We start from the raw sequence: 25,635 nt of genomic DNA on the forward strand, positions 1-25,635 counted from the left end.
GCGCTGCCGGTGGGGGGGGCGGGTGGCCCGCGGGCCCGGGGGGGGGGGTGCCGCGGGGGGGGGCGCGCCCCCCCCCGGGGGGGGGCCCCCCCCCCCCCGGGGGGGGGGGGCCCCCCCCGCGCCCGCAAACGGAAGCGGACCTCAGTCCCGCGCCTCCGCCAGCAGCTTCTGGATCCGGCTCACGCCCTCCACCAGGTCCTCGTCACCGAGGGCGTAGGACAGGCGCAGGTAGCCCGGCGTGCCGAAGGCCTCGCCCGGGACGACCGCGACCTCGGCCTCCTCCAGGATCAGCGCGGCCAGCTCCACCGAGTTCTGCGGGCGCTTGCCGCGGATCTCCTTGCCGATCAGCGCCTTCACCGACGGATAGGCGTAGAACGCGCCCTCCGGCTCCGGGCAGAGCACGCCGTCGATCTCGTTGAGCATCCGCACGATGGTCTTCCGCCGCCGGTCGAAGGCCTCGCGCATCTTCGCGACCGCCTCCAGGCCGCCGGAGACGGCGGCGAGGGCCGCGGCCTGGGAGACGTTCGACACGTTCGACGTGGCGTGCGACTGGAGGTTGGTCGCGGCCTTGACCACGTCCTTCGGGCCGATGACCCAGCCCACGCGCCAGCCGGTCATGGCGTACGTCTTCGCCACGCCGTTGACGACGACGCACTTGTCGCGCAGCTCGGGCAGGAGCGCCGGCAAGGACACCGAGACGGCGTCGCCGTAGACCAGGTGCTCGTAGATCTCGTCGGTCAGCACCCACAGGCCGTGCTCGAGGGCCCAGCGGCCGATCGCCTCGGTCTCGGCCTCGGAGTAGACCGCGCCGGTCGGGTTGGACGGGGAGACGAAGAGGACGACCTTGGTCTTCTCCGTGCGGGCGGCCTCCAGCTGCTCGACCGACACGCGGTAACCGGTGGTCTCGTCCGCGACGACCTCGACCGGGACGCCGCCGGCCAGACGGATCGACTCCGGGTACGTCGTCCAGTACGGCGCCGGCACGATGACCTCGTCGCCCGGGTCGAGGATCGCGGCGAACGCCTCGTAGATGGCCTGCTTGCCGCCGTTGGTGACCAGGATCTGCGAGACGTCCGGCTCCCAGCCGGAGTCGCGCAGCGTCTTCGCGGCGATCGCGGCCTTCAGCTCGGGCAGACCGCCGGCCGGCGTGTAGCGGTGGTACTTGGGGTTCCGGCAGGCCTCGACGGCGGCCTCGACGATGTAGTCCGGGGTCGGGAAGTCCGGCTCGCCGGCGCCGAAGCCGATCACGGGACGCCCGGCGGCCTTGAGGGCCTTGGCCTTGGCGTCCACGGCGAGGGTGGCGGACTCGGAGATCGCGCCGATGCGGGCGGAGACCCGGCGCTCGGTGGGAGGGGTTGCAGCGCTCATACCGTCCATCGTTTCAGACCGGAAACGCCAGGGGCACGCGGGTTTCACAGGGTGAACAAGGCCGGTGGAACCTCCGGACATCCGTCCGGATCCGGTCTCCTGCCAGGCGATCTTCCATCGACCGGAGCCGGTTGGGCACTTTCTGTTCGACGACCGGCGCCGGAACACGTACACTCTCACCTCGTTGGCCTTCAGCAGCCGCTGTCGCACCTGGTGCACGCCGAGCACCCGGTCGTATGCGGTACGTTGGGGGGCACACAAAGGGTCGTAGCTCAATTGGTAGAGCACTGGTCTCCAAAACCAGCGGTTGGGGGTTCGAGTCCCTCCGGCCCTGCTACACACACCTTCGCCAGGATGTGTGCGCATGTACGTACAGCAATGCACCGCCGTGCGGCTCGACCGGGCGCGGCACGGCCACGACCCGGAATCAGGTGAGGACGAATGACGGACGCCGTGGGCTCCCTCGACACGCCTGATGCCCAGGACGAGGTGACGGAATCCAAGAAGGCCCGCAAGGGTGGCAAGCGTGGCAAGAAGGGCCCGCTCAAGCGCCTTGCTCTCTTCTACCGTCAGATCATCGCGGAACTCCGCAAGGTCGTCTGGCCGACCCGCAATCAGCTGACGACGTACACCACCGTGGTGATTGTCTTCGTCGTCATCATGATCGGCCTGGTGACCGTGATTGACTATGGGCTCAACCACGCGGCCAAGTACGTCTTCGGCTGAGCCAAGAGCGAAGGGCGCCGCGGTTACCGGCGCCCCTTTTCGCATGTTCCACCCCTATGTATCCAGGAAGAAGCAGCCACCGTGTCTGACCCGAACCTGAACGACGCCATCGAGCCGACCGAGTCCGTGGATGACGAGCTCGACATCGTCGAGGGTGCGGACGAGGTCGACGAGGCCGAGGCTGCCGAGGCCGCCGCGGGCGAGCCGGCCGAGGAGGCCGCCGTCCACGTCGTGGACGAGGCGCCCGGGGGTGAGGCCGAGGAGGAGGAGCCGGAGGCCGAGGTCGACCCGGTCACCAAGCTCCGCGAGGAACTGCGCACGCTGCCCGGCGAGTGGTACGTCATCCACACCTACGCCGGCTACGAGAAGCGCGTGAAGGCGAACCTGGAGCAGCGTGCCGTCTCGCTGAACGTCGAGGACTTCATCTACCAGGCCGAGGTGCCCGAGGAAGAGATCGTCCAGATCAAGAACGGCGAGCGCAAGACCGTCCGGCAGAACAAGCTGCCCGGCTACGTCCTCGTCCGCATGGACCTGACGAACGAGTCCTGGGGCGTCGTCCGCAACACCCCGGGCGTCACCGGGTTCGTGGGCAACGCCTACGACCCGTACCCGCTGTCCCTGGACGAGATCGTGAAGATGCTCGCCCCCGAGGCGGAGGAGAAGGCCGCCCGCGAGGCCGCCGAGGCCGAGGGCAAGCCGGCTCCGCAGCGCAAGGTCGAGGTCCAGGTGCTGGACTTCGAGGTCGGCGACTCGGTCACCGTCACCGACGGCCCGTTCGCCACGCTCCAGGCCACGATCAACGAGATCAACCCGGACTCCAAGAAGGTCAAGGGCCTCGTCGAGATCTTCGGCCGCGAGACCCCGGTCGAGCTGAGCTTCGACCAGATCCAGAAGAACTAGTTCACCGCGGTTCTTTCTGGACCTACCGCTTCCGCGCAGGTCAGGCGATCGCTCCAGCGGTCACCTGACCTGCCCGGTTTTCAGCCGCGCAGCCATACCCGTTATCGTTGTGCGGTATGCCTGCGTCCGGGTGATACCCGAGCGCCGGCAGGACCCGAATCGAAAGGACCCGGAGAGCAATGCCTCCCAAGAAGAAGAAGGTCACGGGGCTCATCAAGCTCCAGATCCAGGCCGGCGCCGCCAACCCGGCTCCGCCGGTCGGCCCGGCGCTGGGTCAGCACGGCGTCAACATCATGGAGTTCTGCAAGGCCTACAACGCCGCGACCGAGTCGCAGCGCGGTTGGGTCATCCCGGTGGAGATCACGGTCTACGAGGACCGTTCCTTCACCTTCATCACCAAGACCCCGCCGGCCGCCAAGATGATCCTCAAGGCCGCGGGCGTGGAGAAGGGCTCCGGCGAGCCGCACAAGACCAAGGTCGCCAAGATCACCCAGGCGCAGGTCCGCGAGATCGCCCAGACCAAGCTGCCCGACCTCAACGCCAACGACCTGGACGCCGCCTCGAAGATCATCGCCGGCACCGCGCGTTCCATGGGCGTCACGGTCGAGGGCTGAACCCCACCTTCGTAGCACCATGCGGCCGATGGCCGCACGTGGCAGGGCCGGCTCGGCCCGTACCACGACTCCTTTCAGAACACACAGGAGCAGTTGTGAGCAAGCGCAGCAAGGCTCTCCGCGCTGCGGACGCCAAGATCGACCGGGACAAGCAGTACGCCCCGCTCGAGGCCGTCCGTCTCGCCAAGGAGACCTCCACGACCAAGTTCGACGGCACCGTCGAGGTCGCCTTCCGTCTGGGTGTCGACCCGCGCAAGGCCGACCAGATGGTCCGTGGCACCGTGAACCTTCCGCACGGCACCGGTAAGACCGCCCGGGTCCTGGTCTTCGCGACCGGTGACCGTGCCGAGGCCGCACGTGCCGCCGGCGCCGACATCGTCGGCGCGGACGAGCTGATCGACGAGGTGTCGAAGGGCCGTCTGGACTTCGACGCCGTCGTCGCCACCCCGGACCTCATGGGCAAGGTCGGCCGCCTCGGCCGCGTCCTCGGCCCGCGTGGTCTGATGCCGAACCCGAAGACCGGCACCGTCACCCCCGACGTGACCAAGGCCGTCACCGACATCAAGGGCGGCAAGATCGAGTTCCGCGTCGACAAGCACTCGAACCTGCACTTCATCATCGGCAAGACGTCGTTCGACGACACCAAGCTGGTGGAGAACTACGGCGCGGCGCTGGAGGAGATCCTCCGTCTGAAGCCGTCCGCCGCCAAGGGTCGCTACATCAAGAAGGCCGCCATCACCACCACGATGGGCCCCGGCATCCCGGTCGACCCGAACCGCACCCGCAACCTCCTCGTCGAGGAGGACCCGGCCGCGGTCTGAGCCGGTCTGGGCCGGTCTGGGCCGGTCTGAGCCACACGGCTCGCACAGCTGAGGGACGAGTCCCGCAACCTTTTCGGGTGCGGGGCTCGTCCCTTTTCTGTGGGACTCCTGTACGACGTCTTCCGTACGTCCGTGCGCGACGTCTGTGCGACTCCCGTACGCCTGTCACAGGCCTGCGTTAGCGTGAAGATCACAGCAACCGCATAGGGGTGGGACGAATGAAGAGCACGACCGCGCGCCGTATCACGCTCTCCGTCGTGGCGCTGACCTCGCTGACCGCAGTGGTCGCCTGCGGCTCCTCCGGTTCCTCCGGCGGCTCGGACAAGGGCGACGACGCGGCCGGCCGGGGGCTCGCGCACGTGAGTCCCGTCGCGGCCCTGCGCTCCGCCGACACCTCCACAGCCGAGGCCGACTCCGCCAGGGTGTCGATGACGACCAGCATCGGCACGCTGATGTCGATGAAGGGCGACGGCACCCTCGACTGGGCTGACGGCCTGACCGGCACGCTCAAGCTCACCTACACCGGCGGCACGGTCGCCGAGACGATGCGCCGGATCGGGGCGACGACGATGGAGGCGCGGTACCTGCCCGACGCCTACTACGCCCACATGAGCGACGCCTATGCGCGGCAGACGGGCGGCAAGCACTGGATCGCGTACCGCTACGAGGACCTCGGGGACCTCGTCGGCGGCTCCGGCGAGTACATGCAGGAGCAGCTGAAGAACGCCACGCCGAACCAGTCGGTGAAGCTGCTGCTGGCCTCCGGCGACGTCCGGAAGGTCGGCGAGGCGACGGTGCGCGGCGAGCACACCACGCACTACGCGGGCACGGTGAACGTCGCCGACTTCGCCGACAAGACCTCGAACCTGCCCAAGCGCCAGATGGACGAGCTGAAGAAGCAGCTCAGCGAGGCGGGCGTCACCACGGAGGCGATCGACATCTGGGTCAACGACCGGAACCTCCTGGTCAAGAAGGTCGAGAAGGCGGACATGGCGACCGGCACCATGACCAACACCGCCTACTACAGCGACTACGGCGTGAAGACCTCCGTCCAGGCGCCCCCGGCCGGCGACACCATGGACTTCAAGGACCTGATGAAGTCCCAGGGCGCCACCGCGGGCGGCACCGGCATCGGCTCCTGAGCCGCGCTCCCGAGGCGATTTGCTTTGCGGTGACCCCTTCCCGTACGCTCCCACAGAAGCCAAAGACCGCTGGTCGTTGCCGTGCACTCGTACGAGGGTGCGGTGGCCGAAGGATCCGCTGAACTGCGGACGACCCGCGCAGGTGACTGTGGAAGAACTCCCGGAGCACACGTCGATCCCCGTGTGTGCACCCGGTCGAGTCCGCCCCGTGCGCCTGCGCCGGGGCGTTTCGTTTTCCCCAGTCCTCCTTCGGGTCCGCGCGGTCCGAATCACCCGGAAGGAGGCCGAGGCTCTATGGCGAGGCCCGACAAGGCTGCCGCGGTTGCGGAGCTGACGGACAAGTTCCGCAGCTCCAACGCCGCCGTGCTGACCGAGTACCGCGGTCTCACCGTGGCGCAGCTCAAGACGCTGCGCCGGTCGCTCGGTGAGAACGCCCAGTACGCCGTGGTGAAGAACACGCTGACCAAGATTGCGGCCAACGAGGCCGGGATCACGCTGGACGACCAGCTCTTCGCTGGTCCGACGGCCGTCGCCTTCGTCACCGGTGACCCGGTGGAGTCGGCGAAGGGTCTCCGTGACTTCGCCAAGGACAACCCGAATCTCGTCATCAAGGGCGGTGTCCTTGACGGCAAGGCGCTGTCCGCCGACGAGATCAAGAAGCTCGCGGACCTCGAGTCCCGCGAGGTTCTGCTCTCCAAGCTGGCCGGTGCCTTCAAGGGGAAGCAGTCCCAGGCTGCCTCCGTCTTCCAGGCGCTGCCGTCGAAGCTCGTCCGCACCGTGGACGCGCTGCGCGCCAAGCAGGACGAGCAGGGCGGTGCCGAGTAACTCGGCTCGCTTTCTGATCCGAGCCGCCTGACGCGGCAAGGGTCGCAGCGGGCCGACGTACGCCCGCCTTACCCAGTACATCCGGCACCCGCCGATTTGAGTGGAAGGACCGCCATCATGGCGAAGCTCAGCCAGGAAGACCTGCTCGCGCAGTTCGAGGAGATGACCCTCATCGAGCTCTCCGAGTTCGTGAAGGCGTTCGAGGAGAAGTTCGACGTCACCGCCGCCGCGGCCGCCCCGGTCATGATGGCCGGCCCGGGCGCCCCGGTTGCCGAGGCCGCTGAGGAGAAGGACGAGTTCGACGTCATCCTCGCCGGCGCCGGCGACAAGAAGATCCAGGTCATCAAGGTCGTGCGCGAGCTGACCTCCCTGGGCCTGAAGGAGGCCAAGGACCTGGTCGACGGTGCGCCGAAGCCCGTCCTCGAGAAGGTCAACAAGGAGGCCGCGGACAAGGCCGCCGAGGCCCTCAAGGGCGCCGGCGCCTCCGTCGAGGTCAAGTAAGACCTCCACGGGTCCGCGAAGGACTCCCGCGCGCTGAACACGGCCCTCCTGGGGCTGTAACGCGAACGCACCGAGGAGCGATCATCCATCCGGGTGGTCGCTCTTCGGCGTTCGAGGGGGCCGGTGCCGGCTGCCTTGCGCCCGCGGCAGGGAGGGGTATGGTGATCTTCGTCGTGCCTCCAGAGCTCCCGGCGGCGGGCTGCAAGTGACGATGGCAGCATCCGGTTTGGCCATGGGAGGCCTTGACGAACCGCACGCAGCGCGCAATTCTCAGGACGCGTCGCCAACAAGGATCCGAATCCGAGGCATGGATCGGCGACGAAGAGGGCAGTATCAGGGTGCGTTGAGGGCAGGTAGGCCGCAGACGTTGACAACTACGAGGGTCTCAAAAAACCCGCACTGGACATCAGTGTGCCATGTGGCTACACTGACCCTTTGCGCTGCCTGTTAGCTGTCCCCTGCCCGTCACCAGGGGCATGCCCTCGCCTCAGCAACGACGACCAGATCATCCTTGACCTGGCCTTTCGGCCCGATCAGGACGACCTGTCCTCAAGCGGCGGCGGGGGGCCGGTACGCGCGTAGTGAGTCCGAGCCCTCGGAAGGACCCCCTCTTGGCCGCCTCGCGCAACGCCTCGACCGCGAATACGAACAACGGCGCCAGCACCGCCCCGCTGCGCATCTCCTTTGCAAAGATCAAGGAGCCCCTCGAGGTTCCGAACCTTCTCGCGCTGCAAACCGAGAGCTTCGACTGGCTGCTCGGCAACGACGCGTGGAAGGCTCGCGTCGAGGACGCTCTGGAGTCCGGTCAGGACGTCCCCACCAAGTCCGGCCTCGAGGAGATCTTCGAGGAGATCTCCCCGATCGAGGACTTCTCCGGGTCGATGTCGCTGACGTTCCGCGACCACCGCTTCGAGCCGCCCAAGAACTCGATCGACGAGTGCAAGGAGCGCGACTTCACGTACGCGGCCCCGCTCTTCGTCACGGCCGAGTTCACCAACAACGAGACCGGCGAGATCAAGTCCCAGACCGTCTTCATGGGCGACTTCCCGCTCATGACGAACAAGGGCACTTTCGTCATCAACGGCACCGAGCGTGTCGTGGTGTCCCAGCTGGTCCGTTCCCCCGGTGTCTACTTCGACTCCTCCATCGACAAGACGTCCGACAAGGACATCTTCTCCGCCAAGATCATCCCCTCCCGGGGTGCCTGGCTGGAGATGGAGATCGACAAGCGCGACATGGTCGGTGTCCGCATCGACCGCAAGCGCAAGCAGTCGGTCACCGTCCTGCTGAAGGCGCTCGGCTGGACCAACGAGCAGATCCTCGAGGAGTTCGGCGAGTACGAGTCGATGCGCGCCACCCTGGAGAAGGACCACACCCAGGGCCAGGACGACGCGCTGCTGGACATCTACCGCAAGCTGCGCCCGGGCGAGCCCCCCACGCGTGAGGCCGCGCAGACGCTGCTCGAGAACCTGTACTTCAACCCCAAGCGCTACGACCTCGCCAAGGTCGGCCGCTACAAGGTCAACAAGAAGCTGGGTGCGGACGCTCCGCTGGACGCCGGCGTCCTGACCGTCGAGGACGTCATCTCGACGATCAAGTACCTGGTGAAGCTGCACGCGGGCGAGATCGAGACGGTCGGCGACAGCGGTCAGACGATCGTCGTCGAGACCGACGACATCGACCACTTCGGCAACCGCCGTCTGCGCAGCGTGGGCGAGCTCATCCAGAACCAGGTCCGCACCGGTCTGGCCCGTATGGAGCGCGTCGTCCGCGAGCGCATGACCACGCAGGACGTCGAGGCGATCACGCCGCAGACCCTGATCAACATCCGGCCGGTCGTCGCCTCCATCAAGGAGTTCTTCGGCACCAGCCAGCTGTCGCAGTTCATGGACCAGAACAACCCGCTGTCGGGTCTCACCCACAAGCGCCGCCTGTCGGCCCTTGGCCCGGGTGGTCTCTCCCGTGAGCGGGCCGGCTTCGAGGTCCGTGACGTGCACCCCTCGCACTACGGCCGCATGTGCCCGATCGAGACGCCGGAAGGCCCGAACATCGGTCTGATCGGCTCGCTCGCCTCCTACGGCCGGGTCAACGCGTTCGGGTTCGTCGAGACCCCGTACCGCAAGGTCAACGACGGCCAGGTCACCGACGAGGTCGACTACCTGACCGCCGACGAGGAGGACCGCTTCGTCATCGCGCAGGCCAACGCCACCCTGGGTGACGACCTGCGCTTCGCCGAGGCCCGCGTGCTGGTCCGCCGCCGTGGCGGCGAGGTCGACTACGTCAGCCCCGAGGACGTCGACTACATGGACGTCTCGCCGCGCCAGATGGTGTCGGTCGCGACCGCCATGATCCCGTTCCTCGAGCACGACGACGCCAACCGTGCCCTCATGGGCGCGAACATGATGCGCCAGGCCGTTCCGCTCATCAAGTCGGAGGCCCCGCTCGTCGGCACCGGCATGGAGTACCGCTCCGCCGTCGACGCCGGCGACGTCGTCAAGGCCGAGAAGGCCGGTGTGGTCCAGGAGATCTCCGCCGACTACATCACCACGACCAACGACGACGGCACGTACATCACGTACCGCCTGGCCAAGTTCGCCCGCTCCAACCAGGGCACCTCGGTCAACCAGAAGGTCATCGTCAACGAGGGCGACCGCGTCGTCGAGGGCCAGGTCCTGGCCGACGGCCCGGCCACCCAGAACGGCGAGATGGCGCTCGGCAAGAACCTGCTGGTCGCGTTCATGCCGTGGGAGGGTCACAACTACGAGGACGCGATCATCCTGTCGCAGCGCCTCGTCCAGGACGACGTCCTCTCCTCGATCCACATCGAGGAGCACGAGGTCGACGCCCGTGACACCAAGCTCGGCCCCGAGGAGATCACCCGGGACATCCCGAACGTCTCCGAGGAGGTCCTCGCCGACCTCGACGAGCGCGGCATCATCCGCATCGGCGCCGAGGTCATCGCCGGCGACATCCTCGTCGGCAAGGTGACCCCGAAGGGCGAGACCGAGCTGACCCCCGAGGAGCGCCTGCTGCGCGCGATCTTCGGTGAGAAGGCGCGTGAGGTCCGTGACACCTCGCTGAAGGTGCCGCACGGCGAGACCGGCAAGGTCATCGGCGTGCGCGTCTTCGACCGCGAGGAGGGCGACGAGCTGCCGCCGGGCGTGAACCAGCTGGTCCGCGTCTACGTCGCGCAGAAGCGCAAGATCACCGACGGTGACAAGCTCGCCGGCCGCCACGGCAACAAGGGCGTCATCTCCAAGATCCTGCCGATCGAGGACATGCCGTTCCTGGAGGACGGCACCCCGGTCGACATCATCCTCAACCCGCTGGGTGTGCCGTCCCGAATGAACCCGGGACAGGTCCTGGAGATCCACCTCGGCTGGCTCGCCAGCCGCGGCTGGGACGTCTCCGGCCTCGCGGACGAGTGGGCCGAGCGCCTCCAGGCCATCGGCGCCGACCAGGTCGCCCCCGGCACCAACGTGGCCACCCCGGTCTTCGACGGTGCCCGTGAGGACGAGCTGGCGGGTCTGCTCCAGCACACCATCCCGAACCGCGACGGCGACCGCATGGTCCTCCCGTCCGGCAAGGCGCAGCTGTTCGACGGCCGCAGCGGTGAGCCGTTCCCGGACCCGATCTCGGTCGGCTACATGTACATCCTGAAGCTGCACCACCTGGTCGACGACAAGCTGCACGCCCGCTCGACCGGTCCGTACTCGATGATCACCCAGCAGCCGCTGGGTGGTAAGGCCCAGTTCGGTGGCCAGCGCTTCGGCGAGATGGAGGTGTGGGCCCTCGAGGCCTACGGCGCCGCCTACGCCCTCCAGGAGCTGCTGACCATCAAGTCCGACGACGTCACCGGCCGCGTGAAGGTCTACGAGGCCATCGTCAAGGGCGAGAACATCCCCGAGCCCGGCATCCCCGAGTCCTTCAAGGTGCTCATCAAGGAGATGCAGTCCCTGTGCCTGAACGTGGAGGTGCTGTCCAGCGACGGTATGTCCATCGAGATGCGCGACACCGACGAGGATGTCTTCCGCGCTGCGGAGGAGCTCGGCATCGACCTGTCCCGGCGCGAGCCGAGCAGCGTCGAAGAGGTCTGACGGGAGTCCGGCGGGCCTCCTGACCAGGAGACCCGCCGACCCCCAGGCCCCCGTTTCAGACCACAGACTTACGACCCTGAGAGGGATTGACGCATAGTGCTCGACGTCAACTTCTTCGACGAGCTCCGGATCGGCCTGGCCACCGCTGACGACATCCGTCAGTGGAGCCACGGCGAGGTCAAGAAGCCCGAGACCATCAACTACCGCACCCTCAAGCCGGAAAAGGACGGGCTCTTCTGCGAGAAGATCTTCGGTCCCACCCGGGACTGGGAGTGCTACTGCGGCAAGTACAAGCGTGTCCGCTTCAAGGGCATCATCTGCGAGCGCTGCGGCGTCGAGGTCACCCGTGCCAAGGTGCGCCGTGAGCGGATGGGCCACATCGAACTGGCCGCGCCCGTCACCCACATCTGGTACTTCAAGGGCGTCCCGTCGCGTCTGGGCTACCTGCTCGACCTGGCCCCGAAGGACCTGGAGAAGGTCATCTACTTCGCGGCGTACATGATCACGTACGTCGACGACGAGCGCCGCACCCGCGACCTGCCGTCGCTGGAGGCCCACGTCTCCGTCGAGCGCCAGCAGATCGAGCAGCGCCGCGACGCCGACCTGGAGGCCCGCGCCAAGAAGCTCGAGGCGGACCTCGCCGAGCTGGAGGCCGAGGGTGCCAAGGCCGACGTGCGCCGCAAGGTGCGCGAGGGTGCCGAGCGTGAGATGAAGCAGCTGCGCGACCGCGCGCAGCGCGAGATCGACCGCCTCGACGAGGTGTGGACCCGGTTCAAGAACCTCAAGGTCCAGGACCTCGAGGGCGACGAGTTGCTCTACCGCGAGCTGCGCGACCGGTTCGGCACGTACTTCGACGGCTCGATGGGTGCCGCGGCGCTGCAGAAGCGCCTGGAGTCCTTCGACCTCGAGGAGGAGGCCGAGAAGCTCCGCGAGATCATCCGCACCGGCAAGGGCCAGAAGAAGACCCGCGCCCTCAAGCGGCTGAAGGTCGTCTCCGCGTTCCTGCAGACGTCCAACAGCCCCAAGGGCATGGTCCTGGACTGCGTGCCGGTCATCCCGCCGGACCTGCGTCCGATGGTGCAGCTGGACGGTGGCCGCTTCGCGACCTCCGACCTGAACGACCTGTACCGCCGTGTCATCAACCGCAACAACCGCCTGAAGCGGCTTCTCGACCTCGGCGCGCCCGAGATCATCGTGAACAACGAGAAGCGCATGCTCCAGGAGGCCGTCGACGCGCTCTTCGACAACGGCCGCCGCGGCCGCCCGGTCACGGGCCCCGGCAACCGTCCGCTGAAGTCGCTGTCCGACATGCTCAAGGGCAAGCAGGGCCGCTTCCGTCAGAACCTGCTCGGCAAGCGCGTCGACTACTCGGCCCGTTCCGTGATCGTCGTCGGTCCGCAGCTGAAGCTGCACCAGTGCGGTCTGCCGAAGGCGATGGCGCTGGAGCTGTTCAAGCCGTTCGTGATGAAGCGCCTGGTCGACCTGAACCACGCGCAGAACATCAAGTCGGCCAAGCGCATGGTCGAGCGCGGCCGCACGGTCGTGTACGACGTGCTGGAAGAGGTCATCGCGGAGCACCCGGTTCTGCTGAACCGTGCGCCCACCCTGCACCGCCTCGGCATCCAGGCCTTCGAGCCGCAGCTGGTCGAGGGCAAGGCCATTCAGATTCACCCGCTCGTGTGCACCGCGTTCAACGCGGACTTCGACGGTGACCAGATGGCCGTGCACCTGCCGCTGTCCGCGGAGGCGCAGGCCGAGGCCCGCATCCTGATGCTGTCCTCGAACAACATCCTCAAGCCGGCCGACGGCCGTCCGGTGACGATGCCGACCCAGGACATGGTCCTCGGTCTGTACTTCCTCACCACCGACGCCGAGGGCCGCGCGGCCAAGGGCGAGGACCGTTCCTTCGCGTCGGTCGCCGAGGCGATCATGGCGTTCGACGCCGGCGAGCTCTCGCTCCAGTCGCGGGTGGACGTCCGCTTCCCGGTGGGCACCATCCCGCCGCGCGGCTGGACCCCGCCGGCCCGCGAGGAGGGCGAGCCGGAGTGGCAGCAGGGTGACTCCTTCCGCCTGAAGACGACCCTGGGCCGCGCGCTCTTCAACGAGCTGCTGCCCGAGGACTACCCGTTCGTCGACTTCGAGGTGGGCAAGAAGCAGCTCTCCGAGATCGTCAACGACCTCGCCGAGCGCTACCCGAAGGTCATCGTGGCGGCCACGCTCGACAACCTGAAGTCGTCCGGCTTCTACTGGGCCACCCGCTCCGGCGTCACCGTCGCCATCTCCGACGTCGTCGTCCCCGAGGCGAAGAAGGAGATCGTCAAGGGCTACGAGGCGCAGGACGAGAAGGTCCAGAAGCAGTACGAGCGCGGTCTGATCACCAAGGACGAGCGCACCCAGGAGCTCATCGCGATCTGGACCAAGGCGACCAACGAGGTCGCCGAGGCGATGAACGACAACTTCCCGAAGACCAACCCGATCTTCATGATGGTTTCCTCGGGCGCCCGAGGAAACATGATGCAGATGCGTCAGATCGCCGGTATGCGCGGTCTGGTGTCGAACGCCAAGAACGAGACCATCCCGCGGCCCATCAAGGCGTCGTTCCGTGAGGGTCTGTCCGTGCTGGAGTACTTCATCTCCACGCACGGTGCCCGTAAGGGTCTGGCCGACACCGCCCTGCGTACCGCCGACTCCGGTTACCTCACCCGTCGTCTGGTCGACGTCTCCCAGGACGTCATCATCCGCGAGGAGGACTGCGGCACCGACCGCGGTCTCAAGCTGCACATCGCGGAGCGCGGTGCGGACGGCGTGCTGCGCAAGGCGGACAACGTCGAGACGTCCGTGTACGCACGCTGCCTCGCTGAGGACATCGTGGTCGACGGACAGGTGCTGGCCCCGGCCGGCACCGACCTGGGCGACGTGCTCATCGAGGAGCTCGTCTCCCGCGGCGTCTCCGAGGTCAAGACCCGCTCGGTCCTGACCTGCGAGTCCGCGGTGGGCACCTGCGCCATGTGCTACGGCCGTTCGCTCGCCACCGGCAAGCTGGTCGACATCGGTGAGGCGGTCGGCATCATCGCCGCCCAGTCCATCGGTGAGCCCGGCACCCAGCTGACGATGCGTACCTTCCACACCGGTGGTGTGGCCGGTGACGACATCACCCAGGGTCTGCCGCGTGTCGTCGAGCTCTTCGAGGCCCGTACGCCGAAGGGTGTCGCCCCGATCTCCGAGGCGGCCGGACGTGTCCGGATCGAGGAGACCGAGAAGACCAAGAAGATCGTCATCACCCCGGACGACGGCAGCGACGAGACGAGCTTCCCGATCTCGAAGCGTGCCCGTCTGCTGGTCGGCGAGGGCGACCACGTCGAGGTGGGCCAGAAGCTCACCGTGGGTGCCACCAACCCGCACGACGTGCTGCGCATCCTGGGCCAGCGGGCCGTGCAGGTCCACCTGGTCGGCGAGGTCCAGAAGGTCTACAACTCGCAGGGTGTGTCGATCCACGACAAGCACATCGAGATCATCATCCGGCAGATGCTGCGCCGGGTGACGATCATCGAGTCCGGCGACGCCGAGCTGCTGCCCGGCGAGCTGGTCGAGCGCTCGAAGTTCGAGCACGAGAACCGTCGTGTGGTCCAGGAGGGCGGTCACCCGGCCTCCGGTCGTCCGCAGCTCATGGGTATCACCAAGGCCTCGCTGGCGACCGAGTCCTGGCTGTCGGCGGCGTCCTTCCAGGAGACGACCAGGGTCCTGACGGACGCGGCGATCAACGCCAAGTCCGACTCCCTGATCGGCCTCAAGGAGAACGTCATCATCGGTAAGCTCATCCCGGCCGGTACGGGCCTGTCCCGTTACCGCAACATCCGGGTCGAGCCGACCGAGGAGGCCAAGGCCGCGATGTACTCGGCCGTGGGCTACGACGACATCGACTACTCGCCGTTCGGCGCCGGCTCCGGCCAGGCCGTTCCGCTGGAGGACTACGACTACGGTCCGTACAACCAGTAGGCGAGCGGCTGCTTGACGCGCTGAAGGGCGGCCATCCCGTAACGGGATGGCCGCCCTTGGCGCATCATGGAGAGACACACGTGGTCCGGGGGAGGTCCCAGTGTCGTATCAGCCGTCACACCCGTCGTGGCAGCCCATGCAGCCCTGGCAGCGGGGGCAGGGGGTTCCGCAGCCGTGGCAGGGCCAGGGCAGCCCCTCGATGCTCGCGTCCCACGCCGACCGCGAACGGGCCGTGGACGTGCTCAGGGCGGGCTTCAGCGAGGGCCGCCTGGACGAGCGGGAACTCGACCAGCGCGTCGCACGGGCGTACCAGGCCCGTACGGTCGGGGAGCTGGCGCTGCTGGTGGCGGACCTGCCACAGGGCCCGGTGCCGCTCACCTCGGCGCCGGCTCCGGTCGTGCCGTCCACGTTCCTGCCGGCGGCGGTCCCGCCACCCACCAACGGCAAGGCGGTCGGTTCCCTGGTCTGCGGTGTGCTCACGCTGATGACGGCCGGTCTGACGGGCCTGCCCGCGGTGGTCCTGGGACACGCCGCCCGCGCGGAGATGCGCCGCAACGGGGAGGTCGGTGACGGCCTCGCGCTGGCCGGGCTGGTCCTGGGCTGGCTGTCCGTCGCGGGCTGGGCGGTGTTCCTGACCGTGCTCATCGTGGCCGGGATCGCGGGGTCGGTATGACGTGGGCGGATTCCGGTGTCCGAAGATCACATTCCATGGATTCGAAGATCGCCCGCGGAGCCCGGGCTTGACAAGTCCCGCGGGATGCGGCGGGCGGGGCCCATTTGTTTTGACCACAGCGAATGAGGTAGGTACGCTCAGACCTTGTGCCTGGGGTGTGCCCTGGCTTTCGTGCGTGCCTTCAAACCGCACCGGGAGCTGCTGAACGGCCACCGTGATCTGCGCCTCTTTCTGCCTTGCGGTGGGAGTCAGCGGGATTCGACACACCCGACCGCGTGGGTCGGCGAAGTTCCAGGTTAGCTGTACCCATCGGCACACAGAAACCGGAGAAGTAGTGCCTACGATCCAGCAGCTGGTCCGCAAGGGCCGGCAGGACAAGGTCGAAAAGAACAAGACGCCCGCACTCGAGGGTTCGCCCCAGCGCCGCGGCGTCTGCACGCGTGTGTTCACGACCACTCCGAAGAAGCCGAACTCGGCCCTCCGTAAGGTCGCGCGTGTGCGCCTGACCAGCGGCATCGAGGTCACGGCTTACATTCCGGGTGAGGGACACAACCTGCAGGAGCACTCCATCGTGCTCGTGCGCGGCGGCCGTGTGAAGGACCTGCCGGGTGTTCGCTACAAGATCATCCGCGGTTCGCTCGACACCCAGGGTGTCAAGAACCGCAAGCAGGCTCGCAGCCGTTACGGCGCCAAGAAGGAGAAGTAAGAATGCCTCGTAAGGGCCCCGCCCCGAAGCGCCCGGTCATCATCGACCCGGTCTACGGCTCTCCTCTGGTGACCTCCCTGATCAACAAGGTGCTGCTGAACGGCAAGCGCTCCACCGCCGAGCGCATCGTCTACGGCGCCATGGAGGGCCTGCGCGAGAAGACCGGCAACGACCCGATCATCACGCTGAAGCGCGCTCTCGAGAACATCAAGCCGACCCTCGAGGTCAAGTCCCGCCGTGTCGGTGGCGCCACCTACCAGGTGCCGATCGAGGTCAAGCCCGGCCGCGCCAACACCCTGGCGCTGCGCTGGCTGGTCGGTTACTCCCGCGCCCGTCGCGAGAAGACCATGACCGAGCGTCTGCTCAACGAGCTCCTCGACGCCTCCAACGGCCTCGGTGCCGCTGTGAAGAAGCGCGAGGACACGCACAAGATGGCCGAGTCCAACAAGGCCTTCGCGCACTACCGCTGGTAGTCGCTACCCCATCGAGAACCGAGAGAAGACTGAAGCCTTATGGCTACCACTTCACTTGACCTGGCCCATGTCCGCAACATCGGGATCATGGCCCACATCGACGCGGGCAAGACGACCACCACCGAGCGGATCCTGTTCTACACCGGTGTGTCCTACAAGATCGGTGAGACCCACGAGGGTTCCGCCACGATGGACTGGATGGAGCAGGAGCAGGAGCGTGGCATCACGATCACCTCTGCTGCCACCACCTGTCACTGGCCGCTGGACAACGTCGACCACACGATCAACATCATCGACACGCCGGGTCACGTCGACTTCACCGTCGAGGTGGAGCGCTCCCTGCGCGTACTCGACGGTGCCGTGACGGTGTTCGACGGCGTCGCCGGTGTCGAGCCCCAGTCCGAGACGGTGTGGCGTCAGGCGGACCGCTACGGCGTTCCGCGCATCTGCTTCGTGAACAAGCTCGACCGCACCGGCGCCGAGTTCCACCGCTGCGTCGACATGATCAAGGACCGCCTGGGCGCGCAGCCGCTGGTCATGCAGCTGCCGATCGGTGCCGAGGCCGACTTCAAGGGCGTTGTGGACCTGGTCCGCATGAAGGCGCTCGTGTGGTCCGCCGAGGCCGCGAAGGGCGAGATGTACGACGTCGTCGACATCCCCGCCACGCACACCGAGGCCGCCGAGGAGTGGCACGGCAAGCTGGTCGAGGCCGTCGCGGAGAACGACGAAGAGATCATGGAGCTGTACCTGGAGGGCAACGAGCCCACCGAGGAGCAGCTGCACGCCGCGATCCGTCGTATCACCATCGCGTCCGGCAAGGCCACCGAGACCACGATCACCCCGGTGTTCTGTGGCACCGCGTTCAAGAACAAGGGCGTTCAGCCCCTGCTCGACGCGGTCGTGCGCTACCTCCCCACGCCGCTCGACGTCGAGGCCATCGAGGGCCACGCCGTGGGCAACGCGGAAGAGGTCATCAAGCGCAAGCCGTCCGAGGACGAGCCGCTGGCCGCGCTCGCGTTCAAGATCATGAGCGACCCGCACCTCGGCAAGCTCACCTTCGTCCGGGTCTACTCGGGCCGCCTGGAGTCCGGCACGCAGGTGCTGAACTCCGTCAAGGGCAAGAAGGAGCGCATCGGCAAGATCTACCGCATGCACGCCAACAAGCGTGAGGAGATCCCGTCGGTGGGCGCCGGCGACATCGTCGCCGTCATGGGTCTGAAGCAGACCACCACCGGTGAGACGCTGAGCGACGACAAGGCCCCGGTCATCCTGGAGTCCATGGACTTCCCGGCGCCGGTCATCCAGGTCGCCATCGAGCCCAAGTCGAAGGGCGACCAGGAGAAGCTGGGCGTCGCGATCCAGCGCCTGGCCGAGGAGGACCCGTCCTTCCAGGTCCACTCGGACGAGGAGACCGGCCAGACCATCATCGGCGGTATGGGCGAGCTGCACCTCGAGGTGCTGGTCGACCGCATGCGCCGTGAGTTCAAGGTCGAGGCCAACGTCGGCAAGCCGCAGGTCGCGTACCGCGAGACGATCCGCAAGGCCGTCGAGCGGGTCGACTACACGCACAAGAAGCAGACTGGTGGTACCGGCCAGTTCGCCAAGGTGCAGATCGCGATCGAGCCGATCGAGGGCGGCGACGCCTCGTACGAGTTCGTGAACAAGGTCACCGGTGGTCGCGTTCCGAAGGAGTACATCCCCTCGGTCGACGCCGGCGCCCAGGAAGCGATGCAGTTCGGCATCCTGGCCGGCTACGAGATGACGGGCGTCCGCGTCACGCTTCTCGACGGTGGCTACCACGAGGTCGACTCCTCCGAGCTCGCGTTCAAGATCGCCGGTTCGCAGGCCTTCAAGGAGGCCGCGCGCAAGGCCAGCCCCGTGCTGCTCGAGCCGATGATGGCCGTCGAGGTCACCACGCCCGAGGACTACATGGGCGAGGTCATCGGCGACATCAACTCCCGCCGTGGCCAGATCCAGGCCATGGAGGAGCGGGCGGGTGCCCGTGTCGTGAAGGGCCTCGTGCCCCTTTCGGAGATGTTCGGCTACGTCGGCGACCTCCGCAGCAAGACGTCGGGTCGCGCAAGCTACTCGATGCAGTTCGACTCCTACGCCGAGGTTCCGCGGAACGTCGCCGAGGAGATCATCGCGAAGGCCAAGGGCGAGTAACTCACCCGAGTTCCAGCCTTTAGTCTTGACTCCGGAGCCTCTCGGGGCATTCCACGGATTCGCGGCGATCAGCCGTACACCCGGAGGAATGCCCCGGAGATCCGGGCCATCCAGCAAAGATCACCTGGCGCCGATGAGTAAGGCGTACAGAACCACTCCACAGGAGGAACCCAGTGGCGAAGGCGAAGTTCGAGCGGACTAAGCCGCACGTCAACATCGGCACCATCGGTCACATCGACCACGGTAAGACGACCCTCACGGCCGCCATTACCAAGGTGCTGCACGACGCGTACCCGGAGCTGAACGAGGCCACCCCGTTCGACAACATCGACAAGGCGCCCGAAGAGCGCCAGCGTGGTATCACGATCTCCATCTCGCACGTCGAGTACCAGACCGAGGCGCGTCACTACGCCCACGTCGACTGCCCCGGTCACGCGGACTACATCAAGAACATGATCACCGGTGCCGCGCAGATGGACGGCGCGATCCTGGTGGTCGCCGCGACCGACGGCCCGATGCCGCAGACCAAGGAGCACGTGCTCCTGGCCCGCCAGGTCGGCGTGCCGTACATCGTCGTCGCTCTGAACAAGTCCGACATGGTGGACGACGAAGAGATCATGGAGCTCGTCGAGCTCGAGGTCCGCGAGCTCCTCTCCGAGTACGAGTTCCCGGGCGACGACCTCCCGGTCGTCCGTGTCTCCGCGCTGAAGGCGCTTGAGGGCGACGAGAAGTGGGTCCAGTCCGTCCTGGACCTCATGAGCGCCGTCGACACCGCCATCCCGGAGCCGGAGCGCGACGTCGACAAGCCGTTCCTGATGCCGATCGAGGACGTCTTCACCATCACCGGTCGCGGTACGGTCGTCACCGGCCGCATCGAGCGTGGTGTCCTCAAGGTCAACGAGACCGTCGACATCATCGGCATCAAGCAGGAGAAGACCACCACCACGGTCACCGGCATCGAGATGTTCCGCAAGCTGCTCGACGAGGGCCAGGCCGGTGAGAACGTCGGTCTGCTGCTCCGCGGCATCAAGCGCGAGGACGTCGAGCGCGGCCAGGTCATCATCAAGCCGGGCTCGGTCACCCCGCACACCGAGTTCCAGGCCCAGGCCTACATCCTCTCCAAGGACGAGGGTGGCCGCCACACGCCGTTCTTCAACAACTACCGTCCGCAGTTCTACTTCCGCACGACGGACGTGACCGGCGTGGTGACCCTCCCCGAGGGCACCGAGATGGTCATGCCGGGTGACAACACCGAGATGAAGGTGGAGCTCATCCAGCCCGTCGCCATGGAAGAGGGCCTGAAGTTCGCCATCCGTGAGGGTGGCCGTACCGTGGGCGCCGGCCAGGTCACCAAGATCGTCAAGTAAGCTCACCGGCTTGCTGAAGGGTCTCCCGACCTGGTAGCTCCATCGCGAGCACCACAAGGGCCCGTACGACTCCTGTCGTACGGGCCCTTTCGCGTGTCCCGCCCCTTTCCGCACCGCCCAACTCCAGCCCCTGCGTCAATCCGTGCCATGGGGCACCACTCGATGGCATGAATCAGCGGCATATGCTCATCCGGGCCCGGCTGCCCCGTCCTACCTTCGGCACATGGTCAGCTCATCCCATGAGGCCCTGCACCGAATCTTCCAGGAAGACCCCGGCCTCTTCGCCCGCGCCGTCAAAGGTCTGGGCGTCCTCTTCGACACCCCAGTCACGGCGTCGCCGCTTCCGACCGACCTCACCGAGAACCGCCCGGTGGAGCGGAGAGTGGACACCTTGCTGCGGATGGACACGGCTCACGACGGCAGCTTCGTCCTCGCGGTCGAGTCCCAGGGCAGGCGCGACCCGGACAAACCGGCCAGCTGGGCGTACTACCTCTCCCACTTGTACGCCAAGTACCGAATTCCGCCAGTCCTCCTCGTCGTCTGCCCGGACCGGAGCACCGCCGCCTGGGCGACGCAGCAGGTCGACATCGGCCCGCCACAGTGGCCCTCTCTGACTCTCCGCCCCCTGGTCCTCGGCCCGGACAGTCTGCCCGTGATCGACAGCGCCGAGGAAGCGGCCCGCGACGTCTCCTTGACTGTCCTGTCCGCGGCGCTGCACCGTCGCGATCCTGACGCCGATGTCATACTGAAGGCGCTGGCCACGGCACTGAAAGACCTGCTGACCGACGACGAGAACACCGCAGGCATCCTCATCGAGCTCACCGAACAAGGCCTCGGCAAGACGCCGGCCGCAGATCTCTGGAGGCATCTCATGGCCGCCGATCTCTCCTTTTTCCAGTCCCAGACCGCTCAGAACCTTCGCGCCGAGGGGCGAGCCGAGGGGCGAGTCGAGGGGCGCGCCGAAGACGTACTGCTTCTTCTGGAGCGCCGGGGGGTGGAGATCTCGGAGCAGGATCGGGAGCGGATCGTCGGCTGCGCGGACCTGGACACGCTGAGCATCTGGTTCGCGCGGGCGATCACGGCGACGTCGACGGCCGAGCTGTTCGTGTCGGGCGACTGCGATTCCGAGGCCTGAGCCCGGCCGAACTGCCGCCGCGCGCCCCGGGGTAGACCGCCGAGGGCCCGTACGACGCCCGTCGTACGGGCCCTTTCGCGTTCCCGGCTGTTACGAAACTATTCGGCGTGCACGACCCCTGGTTCCCCGCAGACCACTCCTCCAGCATTTGTCATGCCACTGACCAAATTCAGGTGTGAGGGGTGTGCCATGTCTGCGCACGTCAGCCGGAGAGCCGTCCTGGGCGCGAGCCTCGCCGCGGTGCCGGTGCTGTCGTCGGGTGCTTTGGGCGCGTCGGGTTCCGCGTGGGCGGCCGGGGGCGAGGGCGGCGGTCCGCGGGTGACGGATCCGGGGGCGTACGTCTCCTTCGCGCCCCATGAGCCGAGGCCGGGCTCGTTCTCCCTGGTGGGCGCCCCGATCGTGGTCAGCGCCGACGACCATCCCGGAGTCGTCCGGGCGGCGGGGGACCTGCGCGACGACATCCAGCGGGTCACGGGCGTACGACCCGGCCACACCATCGCCCGCAACGCCGTGCTGGTGGGGACGATCGGCCGCAGCCCGCTGATCGACGGCCTGGTGAAGTCGGGGAAGCTGGACGTCACCGGGGTGCGCGGCCGCTGGGAGACCTCGCTCCAGGCGGTCGTCGACCATCCGATGCCTGGCGTCGACCGTGCGCTCGTCATCGCGGGCAGCGACCCGCGCGGCACAATCTTCGGGGCGTACGACGTCTCGTACGGCATCGGGGTCTCGCCCTGGTACTGGTGGGACGACGTGCCCCCGGTGCGCCGGAACCGCGTCTGGATCCTGCCGGGCCGCCACACGCAGGGCACCCCGGTGGTGAAGTACCGCGGCGTTTTCATCAACGACGAGAACCCGGCCCTGGGCACCTGGGCCCCCGCGTACTTCGGTCCGGGCAAGGCCCCGGGGCAGCCCGGCGGCTTCAACGCCGACTTCTACGCCAAGGTCTTCGAGCTGCTGCTCCGTCTGAAGGGCAACTACGTCTGGCCGGCGGTGTGGGGGCGCGCCTTCGCGGAGGACGACCCGGAGAACCACAAGCGGGCGTCGGAGTACGGCATCGTCATGGGCACCTCCCACGAGGCGCCCATGATGCGCGGCATCGAGGAGTGGAACCGCCACGCGAGCGCGGGCAAGGACCCCTACGGCGGCAACGGCCAGTGGTCTTACGTCCGCAACGCCGAGGCGATCAAGGCGTACTGGCGGGACGGCATCCAGCGCATGGTGGACGAGGGCTTCGAGGGCGTCGTCACCCTGGGAATGCGCGGCAACGGCGACACCAGCCTGCCCGACGGCGACGGCATCGAGCTGATGCAGGAGATCATCGCCGAGCAGCGCCGCATCATCGAGGAGATCACCGGCCGGCCGGCCGCCGAGACCCCGCAGGTGTGGACCCTCTACAAGGAGGTGCAGCGCTACTGGGACCGCGGCCTGCGCGCCCCGGACGACGTCACGGTCGTCCTCACCGACGACAACTGGGGCAACATCCGCAAGCACCCCGACCCCGCGGAGGGCGCCCGCGCCGGCGGATACGGCCTCTACTACCACTTCGACTACGTCGGTGCCGGCCGCAACTACAAGTGGGTCGACACGGCGAACCTCACCAACCTCTGGGACCAGCTCCACCAGGCCCACGCCTACGGCAACCACGGTCTGTGGGTCACCAACGTAGGCGACCTGAAGGGCAACGAACTGCCCACGGAGTTCTTCCTCGACTACGCCTGGAACCCGGACAACTGGCCGCAGGAGCGGCTGGCGGAGTGGGAACGCCGCTACGCCGCCCAGAACTTCGGCGAGGCGGACTCCGGGTCGATCGCGGAGGTCCTGGCGGAGTACGGCCGGCTCCAGGCCCGCCGCAAGCCCGAGCTGCTCAACCGCCGGATCACCCTCCGGGACGGCGAGGTCGTCTACGACGACCAGCAGACCCCGTACTACTTCGCCCACCGCGAGCTGGAGCGGGTCACCGACGAGTGGAAGGCCCTGGCCCGCAAGGCCGACCGCGTCGCCCGCAAGCTGCCCGCGCGGAGCCGGGACGCCTGGTTCGAACTGGTCGGCTACGAGGTGGAGGCGACCGCGAACCTCTACGGTCTGCGGCAGGCCGAGTTCACGAACCTCCTCTACGCCAGGCAGGGCCGGGCGGCGACCAACGACCTGGCGGCGCAGGCGGAAGCGGGTCTGGAGCGGGACTTCGCCCTCGCCGACCGCTTCAACCACGAGGTGGCCGGCGGCAAGTGGAAGGGCTTCCAGACCCAGCCGCACATCGACTACGGGGACGTGGAACGCTACGGCCCCAACGCGGGCTGGCAGCAGCCCGAGATCGACAACGTGGCGATCCCGGACGTCCTCTTCCCCGCGGTCCGGCGGATCGAGGTGCCGCGCGCCGCCGGACTGGGTGTCTCGGTGGACGGAGCGGAGGACGCGGGGAGCTGGTGGCCGGGAGGGGCGACGACCGCGGCCCGGCTGCCTTCCTTCAGCCCGTACCAGACCCGCCCGCAGCAGTACGTGGAGCTCTTCAACCGCGGCCGCACGCCCTTCGAGTACCGGATCCAGTCCTCGGCCCCGTGGCTGCTGGTGGACCGTGCCCGGGGCCGGGTGGAGCAGCAGGCGCGGGTCGAGGTACGGGTGGACTGGCGCCGGGTGGCGAGCGGCCGGGCGGAGGCGAAGCTGACGATCTCGGGCGCGGGCACGACGGTGACGGTCGCCTGCACGGCGGAGAACACCTCGCCCCGTCTGGTGCGGGGCTTCGTGGAGGCGGGCGGCTATGTGGCGATCGACGCGGAGCACCACGACCGCGTGGTGGGGGAGTGGCGCCGCCTGGACGGCGTCGGCCGCACCACCTCGGGCATGACCCCCTGGCCGGTGACGGCCCCGCGCCGCACCCCCGGCGCCCCGAACTCCCCGCGCCTGGAGTACGAGGTGACCCTCCTCTCCGGGGGCGAGGTGACGGTGTGGGCGGAGGTGTCCCCGAGGAACCCGGCCCTTCCGACCGGCGGCCTGCGTTACGGCATCTCCTTCGACGACGCGGTGCCGCAGACGGTGGACATCAACGCGGCCACGGGTGCGGACGACGGCACGATGAACATGGCGTGGGCCCGCAACACGTCCGACAACGTCAACCGCACCGCGACCAGGCACACGATCACCCGCGCCGGAACGCATCGCCTGAAGTTCTGGACGATCGACCCGACGATGGTCCTGCAACGCCTGCTGATCGACACGGGTGGCCTGCCGGACACCTACCTCGGCCCACTGGAGAGCCGGCGGGTGTAGGGCGGCTCGTCGCCCCCTCCCCTCGGCCGGTGCCGGGGCAACCGCCCGGCACCGGCCGAGGGGAGCATCGACCGGTCGGTAAGCTCTCCGTGGCACACGACGGCGGGGGCTGGGGTGGGGATGCGAGCGGTCCGGGCGGAGCGGCGGCGGCAGGCGCGCAAGGAGCGCCGGGAACGGGTCGAGGAGCTCGCCGGGGTGATGACGGCGCCCCAGGCGCCGCTGGTGTGGCGTGCCGGGTGGCGCGGGAGGGCGGCGGCCGCGGTCGTCTGCGCCGTGTTCGTCACGCTGGCCGAGCATCCCTCCGGGGCGAGCCTGACGCATCCGCGGCCGGGTGACCTGTTCTTCGCGGTGTGGTCGTCGCTGTTCATGGGCTGGGTGTGCTGCGTGCTCGCGCTGTGGCGCGTCACCGCGGACCGGGACGGCGTGTACATCCGTCGTCTGTGGTCCACACGGCTCCTGCCGTGGTCGACGATCACCCGCGTGGAGATGCGGCACGACGGACAGCTGGAGTTCTTCGGTCGTCACACGCCGGAGCCCCTGGCTGGTCTGTTCGCGCCGCCCTGGCTGAGCCGTGTCGCTCGCTCCGACCGGGGCAGCCGGGCCGCCGACACGCTGAGTGCCATGGCCCTCCACGGCGATCTGCGTCCCACGGCCCGGGTCGAGCGAAGGCCGGCCGGTACGGGACTCGCCCCGTGGACCGTCCTGCTGGGCGTCGTCCTGTACCTCGCAGTCGAGTTCCTGCCCCACGGGCCCCTGGCGTAGGCGTCCCCAGGCAACGGTCGTACCAGCCGATTTTTCGGAATCTTGATCTCACATCGTGGACTAAAGGTGCCGGGTCACTGGCCAGTGCATCGATCCAGG

Annotated in this window: 18 protein-coding genes and 1 tRNA gene; 18 read left to right on the plus strand and 1 reads right to left on the minus strand. The window is 67.9% G+C overall.

Features of this window, described 5'->3' with window-relative positions; translation table 11 throughout:
• Positions 1–141: 141 nt before the first annotated feature.
• Entirely contained in the window at positions 142–1,368 is a 1,227-nt protein-coding gene (locus ACFY3J_RS16100) for a pyridoxal phosphate-dependent aminotransferase (RefSeq protein ID WP_384175950.1), read from the minus strand.
• A gap of 261 nt (positions 1,369–1,629) precedes the next feature.
• On the opposite strand from ACFY3J_RS16100, the gene ACFY3J_RS16105 reads away from it, so the two are divergent.
• From ACFY3J_RS16105 to ACFY3J_RS16190, 18 genes are all read left to right on the plus strand, one after another.
• Positions 1,630–1,702: transfer RNA gene (locus tag ACFY3J_RS16105), tRNA-Trp, on the plus strand.
• Between the two features lie 107 nt (positions 1,703–1,809).
• Complete coding sequence (secE, locus tag ACFY3J_RS16110; protein WP_141359395.1) at positions 1,810–2,094, plus strand: preprotein translocase subunit SecE; 285 nt, start codon at positions 1,810–1,812, stop codon at positions 2,092–2,094.
• Between the two features lie 81 nt (positions 2,095–2,175).
• Complete coding sequence (nusG, locus tag ACFY3J_RS16115) at positions 2,176–2,994, plus strand: transcription termination/antitermination protein NusG (protein WP_225078007.1); 819 nt, start codon at positions 2,176–2,178, stop codon at positions 2,992–2,994.
• 179 nt (positions 2,995–3,173) lie between these two features.
• Entirely contained in the window at positions 3,174–3,608 is a 435-nt protein-coding gene (rplK, locus tag ACFY3J_RS16120; RefSeq protein ID WP_030380877.1) for a 50S ribosomal protein L11, read from the plus strand.
• 95 nt (positions 3,609–3,703) lie between these two features.
• Entirely contained in the window at positions 3,704–4,429 is a 726-nt protein-coding gene (gene rplA / locus ACFY3J_RS16125; protein WP_384175946.1) for a 50S ribosomal protein L1, read from the plus strand.
• A gap of 218 nt (positions 4,430–4,647) precedes the next feature.
• Positions 4,648–5,571 carry a hypothetical protein gene (locus ACFY3J_RS16130; protein WP_384175944.1) on the plus strand — a complete coding sequence of 308 codons (924 nt, stop codon included), beginning with the start codon at positions 4,648–4,650 and terminating at the stop codon, positions 5,569–5,571.
• A gap of 294 nt (positions 5,572–5,865) precedes the next feature.
• Positions 5,866–6,396, plus strand: coding sequence for a 50S ribosomal protein L10 (rplJ, locus tag ACFY3J_RS16135; RefSeq protein ID WP_100569727.1), 531 nt, complete (start codon positions 5,866–5,868; stop codon positions 6,394–6,396).
• 117 nt (positions 6,397–6,513) lie between these two features.
• Positions 6,514–6,897 (plus strand): 50S ribosomal protein L7/L12, encoded by a 384-nt coding sequence (gene rplL / locus ACFY3J_RS16140; RefSeq protein WP_141359391.1) that lies wholly within the window; start codon positions 6,514–6,516, stop codon positions 6,895–6,897.
• A 611-nt stretch (positions 6,898–7,508) separates the two neighbouring features.
• On the plus strand, positions 7,509–10,994 hold the full coding sequence (gene rpoB / locus ACFY3J_RS16145; protein WP_384175942.1) for a DNA-directed RNA polymerase subunit beta: 3,486 nt from the start codon (positions 7,509–7,511) through the stop codon (positions 10,992–10,994).
• 96 nt (positions 10,995–11,090) lie between these two features.
• Complete coding sequence (locus tag ACFY3J_RS16150; RefSeq protein ID WP_384175940.1) at positions 11,091–14,990, plus strand: DNA-directed RNA polymerase subunit beta'; 3,900 nt, start codon at positions 11,091–11,093, stop codon at positions 14,988–14,990.
• A gap of 136 nt (positions 14,991–15,126) precedes the next feature.
• Positions 15,127–15,663 carry a DUF1707 and DUF4190 domain-containing protein gene (locus tag ACFY3J_RS16155; protein WP_384176335.1) on the plus strand — a complete coding sequence of 179 codons (537 nt, stop codon included), beginning with the start codon at positions 15,127–15,129 and terminating at the stop codon, positions 15,661–15,663.
• 334 nt (positions 15,664–15,997) lie between these two features.
• The gene (gene rpsL, locus ACFY3J_RS16160; RefSeq protein ID WP_003948652.1) at positions 15,998–16,369 is read left to right on the plus strand and encodes a 30S ribosomal protein S12; all 372 of its coding nucleotides are present in this window, start codon (positions 15,998–16,000) and stop codon (positions 16,367–16,369) included.
• Between the two features lie 2 nt (positions 16,370–16,371).
• The gene (gene rpsG / locus ACFY3J_RS16165; protein WP_003992340.1) at positions 16,372–16,842 is read left to right on the plus strand and encodes a 30S ribosomal protein S7; all 471 of its coding nucleotides are present in this window, start codon (positions 16,372–16,374) and stop codon (positions 16,840–16,842) included.
• A 39-nt stretch (positions 16,843–16,881) separates the two neighbouring features.
• Positions 16,882–19,008, plus strand: a complete 2,127-nt coding sequence (fusA, locus tag ACFY3J_RS16170) for an elongation factor G (protein ID WP_384175938.1) — start codon at positions 16,882–16,884, stop codon at positions 19,006–19,008.
• 173 nt (positions 19,009–19,181) lie between these two features.
• The gene (gene tuf / locus ACFY3J_RS16175) at positions 19,182–20,375 is read left to right on the plus strand and encodes an elongation factor Tu (protein ID WP_384175936.1); all 1,194 of its coding nucleotides are present in this window, start codon (positions 19,182–19,184) and stop codon (positions 20,373–20,375) included.
• Positions 20,376–20,598: 223 nt separating this feature from the next.
• The gene (locus tag ACFY3J_RS16180; RefSeq protein ID WP_384176333.1) at positions 20,599–21,510 is read left to right on the plus strand and encodes a hypothetical protein; all 912 of its coding nucleotides are present in this window, start codon (positions 20,599–20,601) and stop codon (positions 21,508–21,510) included.
• 189 nt (positions 21,511–21,699) lie between these two features.
• A complete protein-coding gene (locus tag ACFY3J_RS16185; RefSeq protein ID WP_390841074.1) occupies positions 21,700–24,774 on the plus strand; it encodes a glycosyl hydrolase 115 family protein in 3,075 nt (1,024 codons plus the stop codon).
• A 120-nt stretch (positions 24,775–24,894) separates the two neighbouring features.
• Positions 24,895–25,536, plus strand: a complete 642-nt coding sequence (locus ACFY3J_RS16190) for a PH domain-containing protein (RefSeq protein ID WP_384176331.1) — start codon at positions 24,895–24,897, stop codon at positions 25,534–25,536.
• Positions 25,537–25,635 lie beyond the last annotated feature (99 nt).

Origin of the sequence: Streptomyces sp. NPDC001231, from assembly GCF_042896885.1 — a bacterium.
GTDB lineage: Bacteria > Actinomycetota > Actinomycetes > Streptomycetales > Streptomycetaceae > Streptomyces.

Coding starts and splice junctions, on each gene's coding strand:
- rplK (WP_030380877.1), top strand. CDS start 3,174: ATGCCTCCCAAGAAGAAGAAGGTCACGGGGCTCATCAAGCTCCAGATC.
- rplJ (WP_100569727.1), top strand. CDS start 5,866: ATGGCGAGGCCCGACAAGGCTGCCGCGGTTGCGGAGCTGACGGACAAG.
- ACFY3J_RS16130 (WP_384175944.1), top strand. CDS start 4,648: ATGAAGAGCACGACCGCGCGCCGTATCACGCTCTCCGTCGTGGCGCTG.
- ACFY3J_RS16190 (WP_384176331.1), top strand. CDS start 24,895: ATGCGAGCGGTCCGGGCGGAGCGGCGGCGGCAGGCGCGCAAGGAGCGC.
- secE (WP_141359395.1), top strand. CDS start 1,810: ATGACGGACGCCGTGGGCTCCCTCGACACGCCTGATGCCCAGGACGAG.
- rplL (WP_141359391.1), top strand. CDS start 6,514: ATGGCGAAGCTCAGCCAGGAAGACCTGCTCGCGCAGTTCGAGGAGATG.
- ACFY3J_RS16180 (WP_384176333.1), top strand. CDS start 20,599: ATGGTCAGCTCATCCCATGAGGCCCTGCACCGAATCTTCCAGGAAGAC.
- ACFY3J_RS16155 (WP_384176335.1), top strand. CDS start 15,127: ATGCAGCCCTGGCAGCGGGGGCAGGGGGTTCCGCAGCCGTGGCAGGGC.
- ACFY3J_RS16100 (WP_384175950.1), bottom strand. CDS start 1,368: ATGAGCGCTGCAACCCCTCCCACCGAGCGCCGGGTCTCCGCCCGCATC.
- rpsG (WP_003992340.1), top strand. CDS start 16,372: ATGCCTCGTAAGGGCCCCGCCCCGAAGCGCCCGGTCATCATCGACCCG.
- fusA (WP_384175938.1), top strand. CDS start 16,882: ATGGCTACCACTTCACTTGACCTGGCCCATGTCCGCAACATCGGGATC.
- ACFY3J_RS16185 (WP_390841074.1), top strand. CDS start 21,700: ATGTCTGCGCACGTCAGCCGGAGAGCCGTCCTGGGCGCGAGCCTCGCC.